Annotated in this window: 20 protein-coding genes; 4 read left to right on the top strand and 16 right to left on the bottom strand. The window is 70.6% G+C overall.

Going from position 1 to position 17,451, the window contains the following annotated elements; genetic code table 11:
• The first annotated feature begins 126 nt into the window (after nt 1-126).
• Nucleotides 127-360 (top strand): hypothetical protein, encoded by a 234-nt coding sequence (locus MTBUT4_RS11830; protein WP_173979901.1) that lies wholly within the window; start codon nt 127-129, stop codon nt 358-360.
• 143 nt (nt 361-503) lie between these two features.
• On the opposite strand, the gene MTBUT4_RS19820 is transcribed toward MTBUT4_RS11830, so the two are convergent.
• The 15 genes from MTBUT4_RS19820 to MTBUT4_RS11755 form a co-directional block, all read right to left on the bottom strand.
• Entirely contained in the window at nt 504-1,415 is a 912-nt protein-coding gene (locus MTBUT4_RS19820; protein ID WP_173979900.1) for a hypothetical protein, read from the bottom strand.
• A gap of 378 nt (nt 1,416-1,793) precedes the next feature.
• Nucleotides 1,794-2,600, bottom strand: a complete 807-nt coding sequence (locus MTBUT4_RS19815) for an NTP transferase domain-containing protein (protein WP_173979899.1) — start codon at nt 2,598-2,600, stop codon at nt 1,794-1,796.
• Complete coding sequence (locus MTBUT4_RS11815; RefSeq protein WP_173979898.1) at nt 2,591-3,502, bottom strand: NAD(P)-dependent oxidoreductase; 912 nt, start codon at nt 3,500-3,502, stop codon at nt 2,591-2,593. Before MTBUT4_RS11815 ends, MTBUT4_RS19815 begins: the two co-directional genes overlap by 10 nt.
• A gap of 100 nt (nt 3,503-3,602) precedes the next feature.
• Entirely contained in the window at nt 3,603-5,144 is a 1,542-nt protein-coding gene (locus tag MTBUT4_RS11810; RefSeq protein ID WP_173979897.1) for a nitrite reductase, read from the bottom strand.
• Complete coding sequence (nirJ, locus tag MTBUT4_RS11805) at nt 5,141-6,268, bottom strand: heme d1 biosynthesis radical SAM protein NirJ (RefSeq protein WP_173979896.1); 1,128 nt, start codon at nt 6,266-6,268, stop codon at nt 5,141-5,143. Before nirJ ends, MTBUT4_RS11810 begins: the two co-directional genes overlap by 4 nt.
• A 4-nt stretch (nt 6,269-6,272) precedes the next feature.
• The gene (locus MTBUT4_RS11800; protein ID WP_173979895.1) at nt 6,273-6,746 is read right to left on the bottom strand and encodes an AsnC family transcriptional regulator; all 474 of its coding nucleotides are present in this window, start codon (nt 6,744-6,746) and stop codon (nt 6,273-6,275) included.
• A gap of 4 nt (nt 6,747-6,750) precedes the next feature.
• Nucleotides 6,751-7,194 (bottom strand): Lrp/AsnC family transcriptional regulator, encoded by a 444-nt coding sequence (locus MTBUT4_RS11795; RefSeq protein WP_173979894.1) that lies wholly within the window; start codon nt 7,192-7,194, stop codon nt 6,751-6,753.
• 4 nt (nt 7,195-7,198) lie between these two features.
• Nucleotides 7,199-7,693, bottom strand: a complete 495-nt coding sequence (locus tag MTBUT4_RS11790) for an Lrp/AsnC family transcriptional regulator (protein WP_173979893.1) — start codon at nt 7,691-7,693, stop codon at nt 7,199-7,201.
• A complete protein-coding gene (locus MTBUT4_RS11785; RefSeq protein WP_173979892.1) occupies nt 7,684-8,133 on the bottom strand; it encodes an AsnC family transcriptional regulator in 450 nt (149 codons plus the stop codon). The genes MTBUT4_RS11790 and MTBUT4_RS11785 overlap by 10 nt, the downstream gene beginning before the upstream one ends.
• Before the next feature lie 2 nt (nt 8,134-8,135).
• The gene (locus tag MTBUT4_RS11780; protein ID WP_305792114.1) at nt 8,136-9,302 is read right to left on the bottom strand and encodes a cytochrome D1 domain-containing protein; all 1,167 of its coding nucleotides are present in this window, start codon (nt 9,300-9,302) and stop codon (nt 8,136-8,138) included.
• Nucleotides 9,299-9,610, bottom strand: coding sequence for a cytochrome c (locus MTBUT4_RS11775; RefSeq protein ID WP_173979891.1), 312 nt, complete (start codon nt 9,608-9,610; stop codon nt 9,299-9,301). Before MTBUT4_RS11775 ends, MTBUT4_RS11780 begins: the two co-directional genes overlap by 4 nt.
• On the bottom strand, nt 9,607-10,371 hold the full coding sequence (gene cobA, locus MTBUT4_RS11770) for a uroporphyrinogen-III C-methyltransferase (protein WP_217424158.1): 765 nt from the start codon (nt 10,369-10,371) through the stop codon (nt 9,607-9,609). Before cobA ends, MTBUT4_RS11775 begins: the two co-directional genes overlap by 4 nt.
• A gap of 16 nt (nt 10,372-10,387) precedes the next feature.
• Entirely contained in the window at nt 10,388-10,705 is a 318-nt protein-coding gene (locus MTBUT4_RS11765) for a plastocyanin/azurin family copper-binding protein (RefSeq protein ID WP_173979890.1), read from the bottom strand.
• Between the two features lie 9 nt (nt 10,706-10,714).
• The gene (locus MTBUT4_RS11760; RefSeq protein ID WP_173979889.1) at nt 10,715-11,725 is read right to left on the bottom strand and encodes an ethylbenzene dehydrogenase-related protein; all 1,011 of its coding nucleotides are present in this window, start codon (nt 11,723-11,725) and stop codon (nt 10,715-10,717) included.
• Complete coding sequence (locus tag MTBUT4_RS11755; RefSeq protein ID WP_173979888.1) at nt 11,722-12,327, bottom strand: NapC/NirT family cytochrome c; 606 nt, start codon at nt 12,325-12,327, stop codon at nt 11,722-11,724. Before MTBUT4_RS11755 ends, MTBUT4_RS11760 begins: the two co-directional genes overlap by 4 nt.
• Before the next feature lie 327 nt (nt 12,328-12,654).
• On the opposite strand from MTBUT4_RS11755, the gene MTBUT4_RS11750 reads away from it, so the two are divergent.
• The 3 genes from MTBUT4_RS11750 to MTBUT4_RS11740 all read left to right on the top strand — a co-directional run bounded on the left by MTBUT4_RS11750 (nt 12,655) and on the right by MTBUT4_RS11740 (nt 15,889).
• Nucleotides 12,655-14,277, top strand: coding sequence for a cytochrome D1 domain-containing protein (locus MTBUT4_RS11750; RefSeq protein ID WP_173979887.1), 1,623 nt, complete (start codon nt 12,655-12,657; stop codon nt 14,275-14,277).
• A 137-nt stretch (nt 14,278-14,414) separates the two neighbouring features.
• A complete protein-coding gene (locus MTBUT4_RS11745; protein ID WP_173979886.1) occupies nt 14,415-15,122 on the top strand; it encodes a helix-turn-helix domain-containing protein in 708 nt (235 codons plus the stop codon).
• Nucleotides 15,122-15,889, top strand: a complete 768-nt coding sequence (locus MTBUT4_RS11740; protein WP_173979885.1) for a Crp/Fnr family transcriptional regulator — start codon at nt 15,122-15,124, stop codon at nt 15,887-15,889. The genes MTBUT4_RS11745 and MTBUT4_RS11740 overlap by 1 nt, the downstream gene beginning before the upstream one ends.
• A 98-nt stretch (nt 15,890-15,987) precedes the next feature.
• On the opposite strand, the gene MTBUT4_RS11735 is transcribed toward MTBUT4_RS11740, so the two are convergent.
• A complete protein-coding gene (locus MTBUT4_RS11735) occupies nt 15,988-17,352 on the bottom strand; it encodes a cbb3-type cytochrome c oxidase subunit I (RefSeq protein ID WP_173979884.1) in 1,365 nt (454 codons plus the stop codon).
• Nucleotides 17,353-17,451 lie beyond the last annotated feature (99 nt).

Raw genomic sequence — 17,451 nt, 5'->3', positions numbered from 1 at the left:
AAACCAGTCGCCACAACTTCACCCATCACGCGAAGTTGGCAGCCATAAACGCGGTTGGGAAAAGCAGGAACCGAAAGCGTGCCTCGGGCGTCTGTCTTCCAGAAGACAAGCACGGAGGCCCCCTCGATGCGTTCGGTTCTTCTCGCCGCCCTCGCCGTCCTTGCCGCCGTCCAGGCCGGCCCTGCCCTGGCCCAGGCCGACCACGCCCAGCGCATCGCCACCGAGCTGGTGATGCGCCGTGCCCAGCTCCAGGCGGCCCTGTGCCGCCAGCAGCTCACCGGAACACCGGTGCGGCTGCCGCTCTATCCGCCGGTGGGAACCGGCGGCGCCGTTCCCCCACCGGTCTGCGTCAGGCGGTGATACCCCGCTTGCGCGCTCGCCCCCGGCCCCTGCCGGGGTCTATCACGGAATCGCCCTTTCCGCCCTGACTGCGGAGGGGTGTCGGGGGCGGCGGCGTCCGGGCTCCCTGTCGCCAACAGCCGGCACTGCCGCCCCTTGGACTTTCACACCAGCCAGTCGCCGATATCGGTGGTGGCGTTGGCCTGGATGCCGACCAGGATGACGCCCTCGGTGCCCGGGGCGTTGGCGGCGCCGTCGCCGATGGTCAGCCACAGGCCCTGGGGCGTCTGGGTGGCACGCAGCACGGCGCTATCGGCATCGTGGCCGAAATCCACCCGATCGCCGTCGCCCGGGTTGAAGCCGGTGATGGCATCGCGACCCTGGCCGACCACGAAGCGGTCGGCCCCGCCATTGCCCACCATGCTGTCGTCGCCGCCACCGCCGACCAGCACGTCGTCGCCGGTGCCGCCGACCAGCAGATCGTCGCCGGCCCCGCCGACCAGCACGTCGTTGCCGCCGGCTCCGGCCAGGGCGACGCCCTCGGCGGCACCGGAGCCATCGACCGGCGCCAGTTCCGCCACCGCCGCCGGCGGGCCGCCCGGCGCCGACAGTTCTACCGCGCGGAATTCGAGCGGGAACAGGGCGGCGTTGGCGTCGAGGGCGGCGAGGTCGAAGCTCTGATCGAAGCCGATATTTCCATTGGCGGCCGCCACCTGAGGCTCCAGTTCCAGCAGCGACGGGCCGATGCCGGCCTCAAGCTCGGCCTGGCCGATGGCGCCGTCGTCATCGGCATCCAGCCCGCTCGCCCCCGCCAGGCTGTCCACCGGCGCTCCCTCGATCTCGGACAGGCCGTGGATGGCCAGGGCATAGGATTGGCCCGGCACCAGCCCGTCGGCGACGGCCACCACCCGCAGCTGACCGCCGTCCTGGTCGATGGTGACCCTGCCGGTGAATCCCGAGGCATCAAGAGCGACGAAATCCGCGGTCCATTGCAGCGGTCCCGCAATCAGCAGGTCGTCTCCCGCGCCGCCGACCAAGGCATCCGTCCCTTCCGCCGCCACCTGCACGTTCGCCATCTCGCATGCCCTCGCGTCGTTAGCCTTCCCGGCTGCCAACAGGAACGAAGGGCGATGGTTCGCCGCGCGTTGTTGCCCCTAGGGCATGTTCCGTTTGAACGGAACATGGTCTAGGGTCCGTACTCAATTAGGGTGTGGCCTGCGTTGGCGTTCCAAGGGCGCAATGGCAGGCGCAGGCGCGACGGCGATGCTGGACGCATCGCCTAGCGGCGGCAACGTACCAGGGCGCCCTTGGAACGCCAACCCTCCGGGCCGGACGAATTTGCCCTCCCGGTGCGTCAGGCCGCTTGCGCGATGGTCCACATCGCGCTGCGCGTCCTTCCTGCCAGGCGGGCAAATTCGTCTCGGCGCAGGCCACACCCTAATTGAGTACGGACCCTAGACGACAGGGTCCCGCCCGCCCCCGGCCGCGCGGCGGGCCAGGATGGCCTCGGCCAGGTGCAGGTCCTCGGGTCCGTCCACGTCGATGGCGGCCTCGGGAGCCGACATCTCGACCACCGCCAGGCGCGCGCCGACCCGGGCGGAGAGCCGCCGCGCCGCGCCCTCCAGGGTCAGCAGCCCCAGCGACCACAACAGCAGCGAGCCGGTCCCCAGGCTCGCCATCATCGCCGCCGGATCGCGCCGGCTGGCGTCCATGCGGGTCCAGGTGCCGGCGGCGCGGCGGGCGCGGCTGCCGAGCATGAGGAACAGGTTGCACCCGGTGACCCGCGCCCGGCGGAAGCGGACATAGGCCCGCCGTGCCTCGGGATAGGTACCGCGAATGGCCTCGTCGCGGGCCACCGCCATCGCCCCATCGGCGTCGGGCGGCACCTTCGACAGGAATTCGGCGATCATCGTCGGGGTCAGCAGCGGATGATCGACGGTGGTGATGAGCAGCGGCGGCGGCACCACGTCCAGCACCGCCTCGACCGTCTCGCCGATGGTCGCGCGGGCGGCCACCGGCACCACCCGCTTGCCCACCATCATGGTATCGCCCAGGCAGCGCCAGTCGGCGGCGACCAGGATGCGGCCGATGCCCGGGGTTTCGCGCAGCGCGTCCACCACCCATTCGCCCATGGGCCGCCCGGCCACCGGCAGCACCGCCTTGTGCGGCAGGTCGTAGGCGCGCGCCAGCGGATCGCCGTTGGCCCGCGGCCCGGCCAGCACCAGCGCGGTCAGGCCGGCACCTTTTCCGTTCACAGCCATCGGTGCAGCCGGTACCAGTCGGCGGTCATGGCGAAGCCGGCGGCCAGCGCGATGGAGGGCGACCACTGGCCGGAGGGGGGAAGCAGATCGGGCCGGCAGCTCCAGTCGCCGTGCAGCAGTTCGGCCAGCCGCCCCGGCGCCGCCGCCGGCACCCGCTTGCCGCCGCCCAGGCGGGCCAGCCCCAGCGCCGCCGCCAGGATCGGCCGCGGCACCGGCAGCACCGGCGGTTCGCGGCCCAAGGCGCGGGCGGCGGCGCGGGCGATCTCGGCCCAGCCGGCGGCGCCCTCGCCCACTTCCCACACCCGGCCGCGATCCGTGGAGTGCGCCGCCGCCAGCACCGCGCGCACGGCGTCGTCCACATGGAGCAGAGCCAGACGGGCGCGCGATCGCGCCGGAATGGGCAGCACCGGCAGCCGGGCGGCGCGGAACAGCGGCAGGATGGCGGAATCGCCCGGCCCGTAGATTGCGGCCAGCCGCAGCACCAGCCAATCGTCGCCGCCGGCCGCGTCGATCAGCGCCGTCTCGGCTTCGGCCGAACGGCCGGCATAGGCCGAGATCTTGGGGTCGCGCGCCGCCAGGCAAGACACCACCAGCAGCCGCGCGCCGCGGGCCGAGCGGCGCAAGGCGGTGCCGATATGGGCGGCACCGGCGACGTCCGGCTCGGCGACCGGATCGGCAACGTGCACCACCAGCGAGGCCCCGGTCAGCAGCCGGCGCAGCGCATCCTGGTCGTCAGGCGCGCCCGGCACCACGTCCAGCGCCCCGTCCACGGCGCGACGCGCCAGCACCCGAACGCGCCAGCCCTCGGCGCGCAGGCGGCGCACCACCGCCTGCCCGAGAAAGCCGGTGCCGCCGGTCACGGCGGCCACCGGGGTGCTGCGGAACGGTGACGGTGCGGTCATGACGAAGCCCCCGAGGTTCAAGGTCTTCATCATGTGGGAGCATGCGCCCGCCGGTCCGCCGCCCATCGGGCGGGTCAGACCAATGGCGAGGGCGATGCCCTCAGTGGCTGGTGCCGGCCGAATAGGTGATCTTGTTCCAGACGTTGTACTTGCCGATGGGGGCGCTCATGGGGATGCGCGCGGTTTCGGCGAAGGTGGCGGCGTTCAGGATGATGGCGGCGCCGTCCCGTTCCGACAGCGACACCACCACGCGGCTGCCGTCGCGGTTGAACTCCACGTGGCGGGTGAGGCGGCCGGGCGCCGGGCGTACGGTGCGCACGATCTCCAGCGTGCGGGTGTCGATGACCTGCAGCGCGTCCTTCTCGGGTCCCATGGAGACGTCGACCCAGGCATAGGGGCTGTTCTCGTGCCCGCGCATGAAGAAGCCCGGACCCAGGGTGGGGATGCGCTTGACCGTCTTCCAGGTCGCCATGTCGATGACGCTGACCACCGCCTCCTTCAGGTGCGGCGTCGCCATCAGGAGGCGCCCACCTTGCTTGAAGACGATGCCCGAGCCCAGATGCGGCATGCCGGCGAGGTCGAGGTCGGCCACCTTGCGCTTGAGGTCGAGGTCCACCACCATGCCCTTGCCGCCGCCGCGGGTGGTGCCCATCACCCGCTCGTAGGTGGGATCGAAGAAGAAGTCGTCGAAATAGTCGGGCACCCGGATGCGCAGGGCCTGGAAGCGGCCGCCGGTGCTGACCCCCTCCTCCAGCCCCTTCTCGCGGGAATGGACCAGGCCGTTCATCACCGGCCCGGCATCGTCGGCATAGGGAATCTCCCACACCTCTTCCAGATCGCGCAGGGCGACCACGAAGCTGGCGCGCGGCGGCGCGGTGTAGACCGCCGAGACGCGGCTGGTCTTGCCGTCGCCCTTCACCGGAATCACCTGCAGCGGCTTCAGATCCTCGGCCGACAGCGCCACCAGGGTGTGGGGCAGCACGTTGCCGGCCATCAGGAAACGGCCGTCATGGGACACCGCCACGTTGCGGGTGTTGATGCCGACGCGGATCTCGGCCATCAGTTTGCCGGTCCACATGTCGTGCTTGGACACCCAGCCGTCGCGCGAGGCGAGATAGACGAAGCGGCCATCGGGGGAATACTTGGCGCCGCCGTGCAGGGCGAAGCGGCTGGGAAACCGATGCAGCGGCTTCCAGCGGTCGCCGTCGAGCACGGTGACGTGGTGGTCGCCGCCCTCCACCACGGTGAACAGGTTCAGCGGGTCCGAGCGGAAGGGCGGCGCCTTGGGCAAAGCGGACGGTTCGGTCACCACCAGCCGCGACGCCTCGATCTCGGCCATGCCCCAGTCGGGGACCAATGGCAGCGGGGTGTAGATGTACTTGGCCAGGGCCTTGACCTGGTCGGGCGACAGCTTGCCGGCGAAGCCCTCCATCTGGGTGGCGGGACGGCCCTCGGCGATCACCTTCTCGGCCTCGGCGGGCTTGACCCGGCCCAGGTTCTCGGGCAGCAGCGCCGGCCCGATGGCGCCCAGACGGTCGGCGCCGTGGCAGGCGGCGCAATGCTCGGTGAACAGCTTGTCCAATTCGGCGGCGGATGCGGGCAGGGCGGCGGCGAGGGCGAGCAGGAGCAGGGCGGCCTTCATTGGATTTCCTCGTCGGTGAGATAGCAGGCCGGGTCCTCGCCCCAGCGGTCGCCGCCGGCCTTCTCGGCCCGCACCCGGCTGTTGCCGTTGCAGAGGACGAGGTGACGGCATTCGCCGCAGCGCCCGGTGAGCGCCCGCGGCCGCGCCTTCAGCCCGGCCATCAGCGGATTGGCGGTATCGGCCCAGATCTGGGCGAAGGGCCGCTCGCGCACGTTGCCCAGGCGCTCGTGCCACCACATGGTGTCGGGGTGGACCCAGCCCAGATTGTCGATGTTGGCGACGTTGATGCCCGAGGCGTTGCCGCCCCATTCCGCCAGCTTGGCGGCGATGTGGGCGGCCTTGTCCGGCCACCGCGACGCCACCCAGCCCAGGAAATAGGGGCCGTCGGCGTCGTTGTTGCCGGTGACGAATTCGGCCTCGGGGCTCGCCATGGCGGCCTCGAACAGGCGGTCCATGGCGGCCCGGGTCATGGCGGCGTGGGCGTCCTCGGCGCGGTTGCGGTTGCCGCGTCCGGCATAGTTGAGGTGCGAGAAGTAGAACTTGTCGATGGCCTCCGCCCGCATCAGCTCCAGCACCTCGGGCAGGTGATGGGCGTTGTCGCGGGTCATGGTGAAGCGCAGGCCCACCTTCAGGCCGGATTCGCGGCAGCGGCGGATGCCGGCCATGGAATCGGCGAAGGCGCCGTCCTTGCCGCGGAAGCCGTCATGGACCGCGCCGATGCCGTCCACCGAGATGCCCACATACGAGAAGCGGGCGGCGGCGATGCGATGGGCGGTGTCGTCGTCGATCAGGGTGCCGTTGGTGGACAGCGACACCGAGGCGAAGCCCAGCCGCCGCGCCTCGGCCGCCAGCTCGAACAGGTCGGGGCGCAGCAGCGGCTCGCCGCCCGACAGGATCAGCGCCGGAACCCCGGCCGCCTTGAGGTCGCGCAGCGCATGCATCGCCTCCCAGGTGGTCAGTTCGCCGGTGAAATCCTTGTCGGTCGAGGTGGAATAGCAATGCCGGCAGGCCAGGTTGCAGCGGCGCACCAGGTTCCAGATCACCACCGGCCCGGGCAGGTCGCGATACGGCCGGACCAGACTCGGTTCGGACAATTCGCGGATGAAGCGGCTGAGCCGGAACATTCTTCTATCCCGCCAGCCGGACGCCGGTCTTCTTGAGGATGCGGCTGCTGTAGAGCACCTGATGGGCGCGCACCCGCGGTCCCAGCACCGCCGCCACCTCGGCCACCAGCCCGGCGGCGGCTTCGGGGTCGCGGGCGTGGATCATGGCGAACAGGTTGTAGGGCCAGAACGGCGGCCGGCGCGGGCGCAAATAGCAATGGCTGACGAAGGGCAGCGCCGCCACCGCCTCGCCCGCCGCCTCGGCCTCGTCGTCGGCGACGTCCCACACGGTCATGCCGTTGTGGCGATAGCCCAGGGCGTAATGGTCGGGCACCGCGCCGATGCGGCGCACCACGCCTTCGGCCAGCATGCGGGCGAGACGGGCCATCACCTCCTCGGGCGCGATGCCGACGGTCTCCGCCACCTTGTGGTAGGGCTGGGGCGTCAGCGGCAGCCCTGCCTGGGTGGCGAGGATGATGGCACGATCGACGGCGTCCAAGCTCTCAGGCCTCCAGGCGCAACCCGATGCGGAATTCGCGGCTCTTGGGCATGTCGTACACCGGCAGTCCGGTGCGCGCCTGGACTTCGGTCAAGACCTGGTGGACCCGGTCCAGGGATTCCGCCGCCACCACGAACCACATGTTCAGGGCGTGGTCGCGGCGATAGTTGTGGGCCACCTCGGGATGAAGGTTGACCAGGGCCGCCACCTCGTCGAAGCGCTCCTCGGGCACCGCCATGGCGGCCAGGGTGTTGTGGCCGCCGAAGCGGTCGGCGTTGTACAGGGGGCCGAAGCGGCTGAGCACGCCGTCGGCCAGCAGGGTGCGCAGGCGTCCGATCAGCTCGTCCTCGGTCAGGCCCAGGGCTGCCGCCGCGTCGGCGAAGGGCCGCTCGGTGATGGGAAAGCCGCCCTGCAGGGCGTTGACGATGGCGCGGTCGGTGTCGTCCATGGCCCTACTCCGCCGCCGCCCGGCGCTGGTAGCGGGCGCCGCATTGCTTGAAGCGGCGCAGCGAGAACAGCACGGCGCGGGGATGGCGGGCCACCCCTTCCCGCACCGCCAGGGCGGCGATGGCGGCCTCGACCTCGGCGCGGTCGTGGCCGTGGACCATGGTGAACAGGGTGTAGGGCCAGGCCGGCGGGCGGCGCGGCCGGCGATAGCACAGGGTCACCTCGGGGCAGGCGGCGAGGCGGCGCCCCGTTTCGCTCACCTCATGGTCGGGGATGTCCCACACCACCATGGCGTTGGCGCGGTAGCCCAGCTCGTGGTGGCGCACGATCACCCCCAGGCGGCGGATCACCCCGCGCGTCGAAAGGGCGTGCAGCCGGGCGATCACCTCGTCCTCGTCCATGCCCACCGCCCGGCCCAGCTCGGCGAAGGGCCGGGACACCAGCGGCAGGCCGCCGCACAGGGCGCCGATCAGATCGGCTTCGCGGTCGTTCACGTCCATCGCAGCGGAAACCCCAGATCGATGTGGAAATCCTCGAGCATCGGCAGGTCCAGAACCTCGATGCCGGTGCGCCGGGCGATGTCGTCCAGCACCGCCCGCACGTCGTCGGGGCCGGCGGCGGCGACCACGAACCACAGGTTCAGCCGGTGCTCGCGCTGGTAATTGTGGTTGACCTCGCCATAGGCCGAGACCAGCGCCGCCACCGCCTCCAGCCGCTCGGGCGGCACCGCCATGGCAGCCAGGGTGGAATGGCCGCAGGAATGGGGGCGCATCACGGCGCCGATGCGGGCCACCGCGCCGGCCTCGACCAGGCGTTTCAGGCGGGCGATCACCTCGTCCTCGCCGATGCCCAGGGTGCGGCCGATGGCGGCGTAGGGCTCGGCCACCAGCGGCAGGTCGTGCTGGAACTCGTCGAGCAGGCGGCGGTCGATGGAATCCATGCTCACAACCCCGTCCGGTGCGCCCGCGCGGTGAAGAAGATGCCCGACGGCTTGGCCGCCGGCAGCTCCGCCACCTTGCGCAGGGATGCGGTGTCCCACACCGTCACCTGGTCGGAATCACGGGCCGAGATCCACACCCGCTCGCCGCGCGGGGTGAATTCCATGTGCAGCACCGCCTTGCCCGGCACCAGGGTGGCGAGAACCGTGCGGCTGGGCACGTCGATCACCTGGACCTTGTCGTTGTCGGGCAGGGCGAAATTGACCCACAGGCGGCGCCCGCCCGGCTGCAGCATGGCGAAGACCGGCTGGCCGGCCACCGGGATGCGGCCGACCTCCTGCCAGGTGGCGGTGTCCACCACCAGCACCTCGTGGCGGCCGATGGCGGGCAGGAAGGCCTCGCGGCCCGAGGCGCCCCAGCCCTCCAGGTGCGGCATCTTGTAGACCGGAAGCGGCTGCTCGCCCTTGCCGTAATTGGGCAGCACCCGGCGCACCCCGGCCTCGGGATGCCACAGATCGAGCATGGCGATGCCGTCCTCGCCGAACAGGCCGGCCAGGTAGTGGCGGCCGTCCTCGGTGACCAGGGCGTCGTAGGGCTGGTTGCCGATGCCGGGATACTTCGTCACCGCCGGCGCCTTGGGATCCGAGAAATCCGCCAGCCAGATCTCGCCCGCCTCGTACAGCGAGAAGACGAAGCGGTTGCCCGGCGCGTCCTCCAGCCCGACCACCTTGGAACGCTTGCCGTCGGCGCCCACCGCCGGGATGTCGGCGACCTGCTCCAGGGTGCGGCTGTCGAACACCTTGACCCCGCCGGGGGTGTAGTTGGCCACCGCCACCAGCGAGCCGTCCTGCGAAACGGCGCCGCCGATGGAATTGCCCGATTGCATGACGCGGCCGGCGATGCGGCGCCGCAGCAGGTCCACCTTGGTCAGGCCGCCGTCGCGGCCGAAGACGAAGGCGAAGCGCTCGTCGCGCGAGAACACCACCGAGGCATGGGACAGATCGCCCAGCCCGGCGATGGTGCCCAGGCTGGTCGACCCGGTGGTCTCCACCACCTGCAGCCGCCCGTCGGCACGCTCCACCACCAGCCCGAGATCGCCGGTCCCACGCAAATCGGGGCCGGCGCAGGCGGCCAGCAGGACGGTCAGGCCCAAGGCCATCAGTCGCTTCACGGCGTTTCTCCCTTCAGGTGCCTGACGATCCAGCGGGCGTCGGCCTCGTTCAGCAGGCCGCGCCAGGGCGGCATGGGAGTGCCGGGGCGTCCTTCCAGAATCGTGGCCTCCAGCGCCTCGTCGCCGATGCCGGCCAGCGCCTCGGCGGTGAGCGGCGCGCCCAGCCCGCCGGCCCGGCTCATGCCGTGGCACGAGCCGCAATCCTGGGCCACCAGCTCGCGCAGTTCGCCGATGCGGGCGGCCGGCGGCTCGGCGGCGGCCGGCAGGGCCAGCACCGCCAGCGCCGCCATGAGCACGGCGCCCCTCATTGCGCCGCCTCGGCCAAGGCGGGCCAGCCCGACACCACCGCGTGGTCGACCACCCGGCCGATGACCAGCAGCGCCGGCGGCTTGGGCGCCCAGCGTTCCATATCGGCGGTCAGGCAGCCCAGGCGCGACACCCATGTCCTTTGTTCCGGCGTGGTGCCGCGCTCGATGATCGCCACCGGCGTGTCGGCCGGCAGGCCGGCGCCCACCAAGCCAGCGGCCATGCGCTCGGCGCTCGCCACCCCCATGTAGACCACCAGGGTGCAGCGCGGATCGGCCAGCGAGGCCCAGTCGAGATCGAGGTCGCCGTCGTCCTGGCGGTGGCCGGTGACCAGCCGTACGCCTTCGGCGATGCCGCGCAGGGTCAGCGGGATGCCGGAAGCGGCGGCGCAGCCCGAGGCGGCGGTGATGCCGGGCACCACCTCGAACGGGATGCCGGCGGCGGCCAGGGCCTGGGCTTCCTCGCCGCCGCGGCCGAAGATGAAGGGATCGCCGCCCTTGAGGCGGACCACGTCGTGGCCGTCCATGGCCAGGCCCACCAACAGGCGGTTGATCTCGGCCTGGGGCACGGCGTGGCGCCCGGTCTCCTTGCCGACATCCATGCGCCTGGCCCCGGCCGGGAGCAGATCGAGGATGGACTCGCCGACCAGCCGGTCGAATACCACCACCCCGGCCCCGGCGATCAGCCGCGCCGCCTTGAGGGTCAGCAGCTCGGGATCGCCCGGACCCGAACCGACCAGATGGACCTTGCCGCGGTGCATCATCCCGTCCTCCCCCGGTTCAGGGAACCACCTCGACCACCCCGATCATTTCGGGATGGGGGCCGCACCTGTACGCGTACCGGCCGGGCCGCTCGAATTTCCGCTGCCAGGAATCGCCCGGCAGCAGGCGTTCGGATTCGGCCAGCCCCTCCGTCTCGAAGAACACCGAATGGCTGGTGCGCTTCTCGTCGTTGACCCACGCGACGGTGGTGCCGGCCTTCACCGTCACCGCCGCCGGCTGGAACCGCATCCTGTCGATGCCCACCCGGGCGGTTTCGGCCGCGTCGGCCGGAACCGCCCAGAGCAGGACCACGGCAAGGGCGGCCGCCCGGGTCACGGCCCGCCCCTATTGCTTGACCGCCTTGATCTCGCCCGGCGCGTCGAGGCCGAGGCGAAGGTCGAGGGAGACGTGGTGGAAGCGGCCCCAGCTGTGATCGTCATGCACCGCCACGCCCACGGTGTAGGTCTTGCCGGCGGCGAGCACCACGTCGCCGGGCTGGCCGGAATCGAGCTTGCGGGTCATGGTGACGACCCAGGCGTCACCCTCCTTCTTGCCCTGGAAGGTGGCGCCGGCGTTCTGCTTCAGCACCCGCTCGGCCAGCACGTAGCCGTCCTCGGAAACGCCGCCCTTGCCGCTCTTGAAGCGCACCAGGTCGAGGAACTGGCCGCCCTTCAGCATGGCGTCCAGATCGGCCGGGCTTTTCAGCTTGTCCCAGCCGCCGCGCGGCTCGTCCTTCAGCGACACCGCGGTGCGGCTTTCCGGCAGGTACTTGGTGACGTAGCCGGCCGAGGTGTCGATGCCCTTGGCCGCCCCCAGGGCTTCCTTCTTCGGCGCGCTCGGCATGTCGCGGGCGTCGGCATGACAGCTGGCCCAGCAGCCCGAGCGGTCGGCGGCGCCGACCTTGCCGTCGTCGATCATCATCGCCAGCTTGATCTCGTTGTCGGGGTCCATCTTGCCGCCGGCCGCATTGGGCGCGGGGTTGTGCGGGCCGGCCGGGAATTCGAAGCGCATGTACAGGTTGGTCGCGTCATAGGCGGCCTTGATCTTGAGCGGAATGGCGGCGCGCTTGCCGGCGATCACCGTGGGCTCGATCTTCTGGCCGGAGACCATCTTCTTGCCCATGTCGGCGGCTTCCTCGGCGTGGCATTCGCTGCACTTGTCGCCCTTCTTGGTGAAGGAGCGGGCACCGCCGTGGTCCGAGCCGATCTGGATCCACTCGAACGAGCTCTGGCCGGGATAGAACAGGATGGTCTTGGCCTCGGGCGCCTTGGCCCAGTCGACGGCCCAGGCCGGAGCGGCGGCGACCACCAGGGCGCAGGCGGTTCCAAGGGCGAGGAAGGCTTTGCGGTGGCTCATCGTGGCTGCTCCAGTTCCTTGAGTTGCTCGTCGGTCAGGTCCTCGTGGACCGGCTTGTGGGCGATGCCCTTGTGGCAGTCGATGCAGGTCTGGCCGTCCTCGACCGCGTTCTCGTGCTGCTTGCGGGCGCGCTGCTTCTGCTTTTCCGGGTTCATCTGGTCGAAGGCGTGGCAGTTGCGGCATTCCCGCGAATCGCTGGCCTTCATCCGCCGCCACTCGCGCGCCGCCATCTCCAGCCGGTTGGCATCGAACTTCTCGGGCGTCGACACGGTGCCGACCACCTTGTGGTAAAGCTCGTTGGAGGCCTGAATCTTGCGCGCGATCTTGTGCACCCAGTCCCTCGGAACGTGGCAGTCGGGGCAGGTGGCGCGCACGCCGGACCGGTTGGTGTAGTGGATGGTCTTGACGTATTCCTGGTAGACGTTGTCCTTCATCTCGTGGCACGAGATGCAGAAGTCCATCGTATTGGTCGCCTCCATCCCCGTGTTGAAGGCCCCCCAGAACACGATGCCGCCGATGAACAGGATGGTGGCGCCGACCAGCGTCGCCCCCAGGATCCTCAGTTTCTTCAGGCGTTGACTCAGCGGCTGCTTGGAAACCATGGCCTTCCCCCGCGGGGTCCCCTTTCTCCTTCGGCGCATGACCAGGGCTAGCACGGCCCCGGCAGCGGCGACTTGACGTTGGACAAATTCCTCTTTGCCGGTGCGCTCCGGACGCCGCCACCGTAGTCCCAGGCCCGCCGACGCCAGTGTGATGTTGGTCAATTTCACTGCCCCGCCGCGGCGGTTCCGCGCCGGCCCCGAACCCGTTTACTTGCCGCCATTTGACTTTGGTTAAAGAGCCGGCAGCGCCCGGCGCCCATCCTGCCGCCATCCGATACGCTGGTTCCCGGGGGGAGCCTGGCGTCGCACCAGGAGTGGAGGTCTAGGATGTGGAAGGGAATCAAGCACGCGCTGCTGCTGTCGGCATTGCCGATGGTGATGGCGTCGGCCGCGTCGGCACAGGAAGTGACCATGGCCAAGGAGGCCAAGGAGGCGGCGGCGAAGGTCTACTTCGAGCGTTGCGCCGGCTGCCACGGCGTGCTGCGCAAGGGCGCCACCGGCAAGAACCTGGAGCCCGCCGCCTCCCAGAAGCTGGGCCAGGCTCGCCTGGAGAAGATCCTGGCCAACGGCACCGAAGGGGGCATGCCCAACTTCGACGACATCCTGACCAAGGATGAGATCACCCAGATGGCCACCTACATCCAGACCACGCCGGACGCGCCGCCGGAATGGGGGATGAAGGACATGCTGGCGTCGTGGAAGGTGCTGGTCCCGGTCAAGGACCGCCCGACCAAGCAGATGAACAAGATCAACCTGAAGAACGTCTTCTCGGTGACCTTGCGCGATTCGGGCGAGGTCGCCCTGATCGACGGCGACACCAAGGCGATCTGGGGCATCGTCAAGACCGGTTATGCCGTCCACATCTCGCGCCTGTCCTATTCCGGCCGCTACGTGTACGTCATCGGCCGCGACGGCCGCCTGGACATGATCGACCTGTGGTACGAGAAGCCGACCACGGTGGCGACGCTGAAGACCGGCATCGACGCCCGCTCGGTGGACACCTCCAAGTTCAAGGGCTACGAGGACAAGTACGCGGTGGTCGGCACCTACTGGCCGCCCCAGTACGCCATCCTCGACGGCCAGACCCTGGAGCCGCTGAAGATCGTCTCGACCCGCGGCATGACCGTCGACGGCGAATACCATCCCGAGCCGCGCGTGGCCTCCATCGTGTCCTCGCAGATCAAGCCGGAATGGGTGATCAACGTGAAGGAGACCGGCATGATCAAGCTGGTCGACTACTCGGACATCAAGAACCTCAAGGAAGTCACCATCAACTCGGCCAAGTTCCTGCATGACGGCGGCTGGGACGCCTCCAAGCGGTACTTCCTGGTGGCCGCCAACGCCTCCAACAAGGTGGCGGTGGTCGATACCAAGGACGGCAAGCTGGCCGCCCTGGTCGATACCAAGTCCAAGCCCCATCCGGGCCGCGGCGCCAACTTCGTGCATCCCAAGTTCGGCCCCGTGTGGGCGACCTCGCACCTGGGTGCCGACGTCATCAGCCTGATCGGCACCGACCCGGCCAAGCACAAGGACTACGCCTGGAAGGTGGTGGCCGAGCTGAAGAACCACGGCTCGGGCTCGCTGTTCGTCAAGACCCATCCCAAGTCCAAGAACCTGTGGGCCGACGCCCCGCTGATGCCCGAGAGGGAAGCCGCCGAGTCGGTGACCGTCTACGACATCGCCAACCTGGACAAGGGCCCCGAGGTGATCAACGTCGCCAAGATGGCCAATCTGGGCGAGACCAAGGCGATCCAGCGCGTCGTGCACGGCGAGTACAACGAGAAGGGCGACGAGATCTGGTTCTCCATCTGGGCCGGCAAGACCGATCCTTCGGCGATCGTCGTCATCGACGACAAGACCCGCAAGCTGAAGACCGTGATCAAGGACCCCAAGCTCATCACGCCGACCGGCAAGTTCAACGTCTACAACACCCAGCACGACATCTACTGACCATAAGCATCTTCGTTTTCCTCCAGACTTTCCCCGGGGACGCGTTTCCCCGGGGTTTTTTTGCGCCTGACCAAAGTCAAGGGGCTTTCCCCCGTCTGGGCTACCCTTGCGTGGAGCTGCTGCGGGTGGGAGGGGACATGACATCCGAAGCCTTGGCCATCTTGAGGCGCCATCCCTTGTTCGAGGCCATCCCGACCGCCGACATGCCGCTCCTGCTGGACAATGCGGCGGCGATGTCGGCGCCGCGCGGCACGCTTCTGTTCCGCCAGGGCGACCCGGCCGAGCGGCTGTTCGTCATCGGGGGCGGCCTGGTCGAGCTGGTCTACGCCCCCACCGCCGCCACCACGCCCGAGGTCCGGGCGGTCCTGGGCGCCGGCGAGACCGCAGGCGCCGACGCCCTCAAGCCGGGGGCCCGGCACACCACCACCGCCCGGGTGGTCGAGCCGCTGCGCGCCGCCTGCGTCTCCGCCGATCGCCTGGCCGCCTACCTGGACGACAAGTTCGATCTGGCGCTGTCGCTGATCGGCATCATGGCCGGCTCGCTGCGTGGCCAGGTGCGCGAGATCACCGAGCTCAAGCTGCAATCCACCACCGAACGCCTGGCCGGCTACCTGCTGCAGCTGGCCGGCGGCTGCCAGGGGCGCAGCGTCGTCCACCTGCCCTTCGAGAAACGGCTGCTGGCCGAGCGCCTGGGCATGGAGCCGGCGACGCTCAGCCGCGCCTTCGCCAAGCTGCGCGATTTCGGGGTCGAGACCGGCCGCGGCGACCGCGTCGAGATCGCCGAGCTGGCCCACCTGCAGGTGATGGTCGAGGCCATGGCGCCGGCGGCGCCGGAGGATTGGTGATGACCTGCCCCTGCCGCACCCTGTGCCTGGTGCCCAAGCCCGGCTGCACCCGCCCGCCCGGCAGCCTGCCCCGCCACCGCGCCGCCGGCCCGGCCCTGGCCAAGCAGGTGATGGCGCTGCCGCTGTTCGACGGGCTGGGCCACGACGTGCTCGAGCGCCTGATGGGCGATGCCACGGCGTTGGCGGCCGAACGGCGCACCATGCTGTTCTCGGCCGGCGCCACCGCCGACTGCTTCTACGTGGTGCTGGAAGGCCAGGTGAAGCTGTTCGCCCTGACCCCCGACGGGCGCGAGAGCATCGTCGAGGTGTTCACCCCGGTGACCTCGTTCGGCGAGGCGGCCATGCTGTCCATGGGCACCTTCCCCCTCAACGCCGAGGTGATCGAGGACGCCACCCTGATCAAGGTCGGCCGCCGCGCCTTCATCCATACCCTGCGCTCGGACCGCTCGGTCGGGCAGCGCATGCTGGCCAGCATGTGCTGCTGGCACCAGCGGCTGTCCTCGGAGATCCGCCAGCTCAAGGAAATGCCGCCGTGGCAGCGGGTGGCCGAATTCCTGCTGGCCCTGACCGACGCCGCCGACGGCGCCGCCCTGGTCGCCCTGCCCTTCAACAAGGAAGTGCTGGCCAGCCGGGTCGGCATCCGCCGCGAAAGCCTGTCCCGGGTGCTGGCCCGCCTGCGCGAGCTGGGCGTGCGCACCGAGGCCAACGGCGTGCGCATCGACGATGTCGGCATGCTGCGTCGCCTATGCGCGGAATCGGGGCGCTAGGCCAACGTGCCGTTGGTCCAGTTTCATGATGGCCCTCGCCGGGCGCGCGCCTCCGCGCGCTTGTGGGCGAAGCCCACCCTCGCAAGGCTCGGGCCGCCCTAGCGGGCGTCGTTTGCCCCTGCGGGGGGCGGCACGACCGCGCCCTCAATGGGCACATGGCGGGCCAAGGCCCGCTTCAGTCCATCCACCACGAACAGCACGCCGCCCAGCACGGCGATCACCCCGCCGATCCCCACCAGCCCCATCGCCGCCAGCTTGACCGCGCTGTCCAGGCCCTGGGCGGCGCCGGCGGTCTTGCGCGCCACGCCGGCCAGCCCGGCGAGGTAGAATCCCAGCGCGTGCAGCAACTGGCCGCCGCCATACAGCAGGTATTGCGCCCGCACCCACGCGCCGGTGGCGGCGGGGCGTCCGAGCGCCGGCAGCAGCACCGCGTGCAGCATGCCCATCAGGCCCAGAGTCACCCCGCCGATCATGGCGTGGTAGTGGGAGGGCGTGCGGGTGTCGCCCTGTCCGAGGGCGAAGCCGGCGATGCCGCCCAGGGCGAACACCACCAGCGACCAGGCCAGCGCCAGCGCCGCCTCGGGATGGCGTGCCCGCCCCCGCGCCAGGGTCCAGGCCGCCGCCGCCCCCATCAGCAGCGGCGGCAGCGGCAGGGCGAAGCGGTAAAGGTCGGTGAAGAGCTGGCGATAGGCGGGATCGTCCACCGCCAGCAGCACGGCGAGGGGCGGCCCGATCCACGCCGCCGCCGCCGGCAGCGCCAGCGCCGCCCGCCCGGCGTGGCCGGGCAGCGGCGCCGTGCCGCAGGCCTTGACGCACAGCACCTGCCAGCAGGCCATCAGCAGGATGGTGTTGACCACTTGCAGCAGGTGGCCGCCGCCCCAGGCCCACAGCTCGTTGGCATGGCCGGGATCGGCGCCGGGCGGCAGGTCGGCCAGGTCCAGGACGAACACCGCCAGGGCCGCCGCCAGCGCCAGCGCCATCATGGCGGCCGCGAAGCCGCCGGGGCCGTGGCGCCAGGCCGCCATGCGCGGCAGCACCGCCGCCGCCGTTCCCGCCGCCACCGCCGCCAGACCGAGATGGAACAGCGGATGGTGCAAGGTGGGCACGTAATTGCCCAGATTGGCCTCGCCCCGCCCGGTCAGCGCCGGCACCAGCAGCAGCACCATGCCCAGGGCCGCCGCCGCCAGGCCGGCGCCGTCCAGCGAATACGGCCCAGGCGCCAGGGCGATGGCGACCGCCGCCAGCATGGCCAGCAGCCATACCTGGAACGACAGCACCACGTGAACCACCAGCACCCGGTGGAACAGCGCCGACGCGCCGGGCAGCCAGGCATCGGCCCCCGGACTGCGCGACAGCGCCAGCAGCAGGGCCAGCAGCCCGGCGGCCGCCAGCGCCCCGAGCCCGAGCAGCGCCCAGCCGCGCAGCAGCAGTTGGGAGGGCGGCGTGAGGGACGAAGTCGGCATGGGCGGCAGATGGGAGGACCCGCCGGCCGCCGCCAGTCTCGCTCAGCGCATAGGGGGTGGGCCCCCTTGGCCGCTAACTTAGGTCAATCCGTATCCGTA

Origin of the sequence: Magnetospirillum sp. UT-4, from assembly GCF_902729435.1 — a bacterium.
Classification (GTDB): Bacteria; Pseudomonadota; Alphaproteobacteria; order Rhodospirillales; family Magnetospirillaceae; genus Magnetospirillum.
This window is presented reverse-complemented; position numbering and strand designations above follow the sequence as displayed.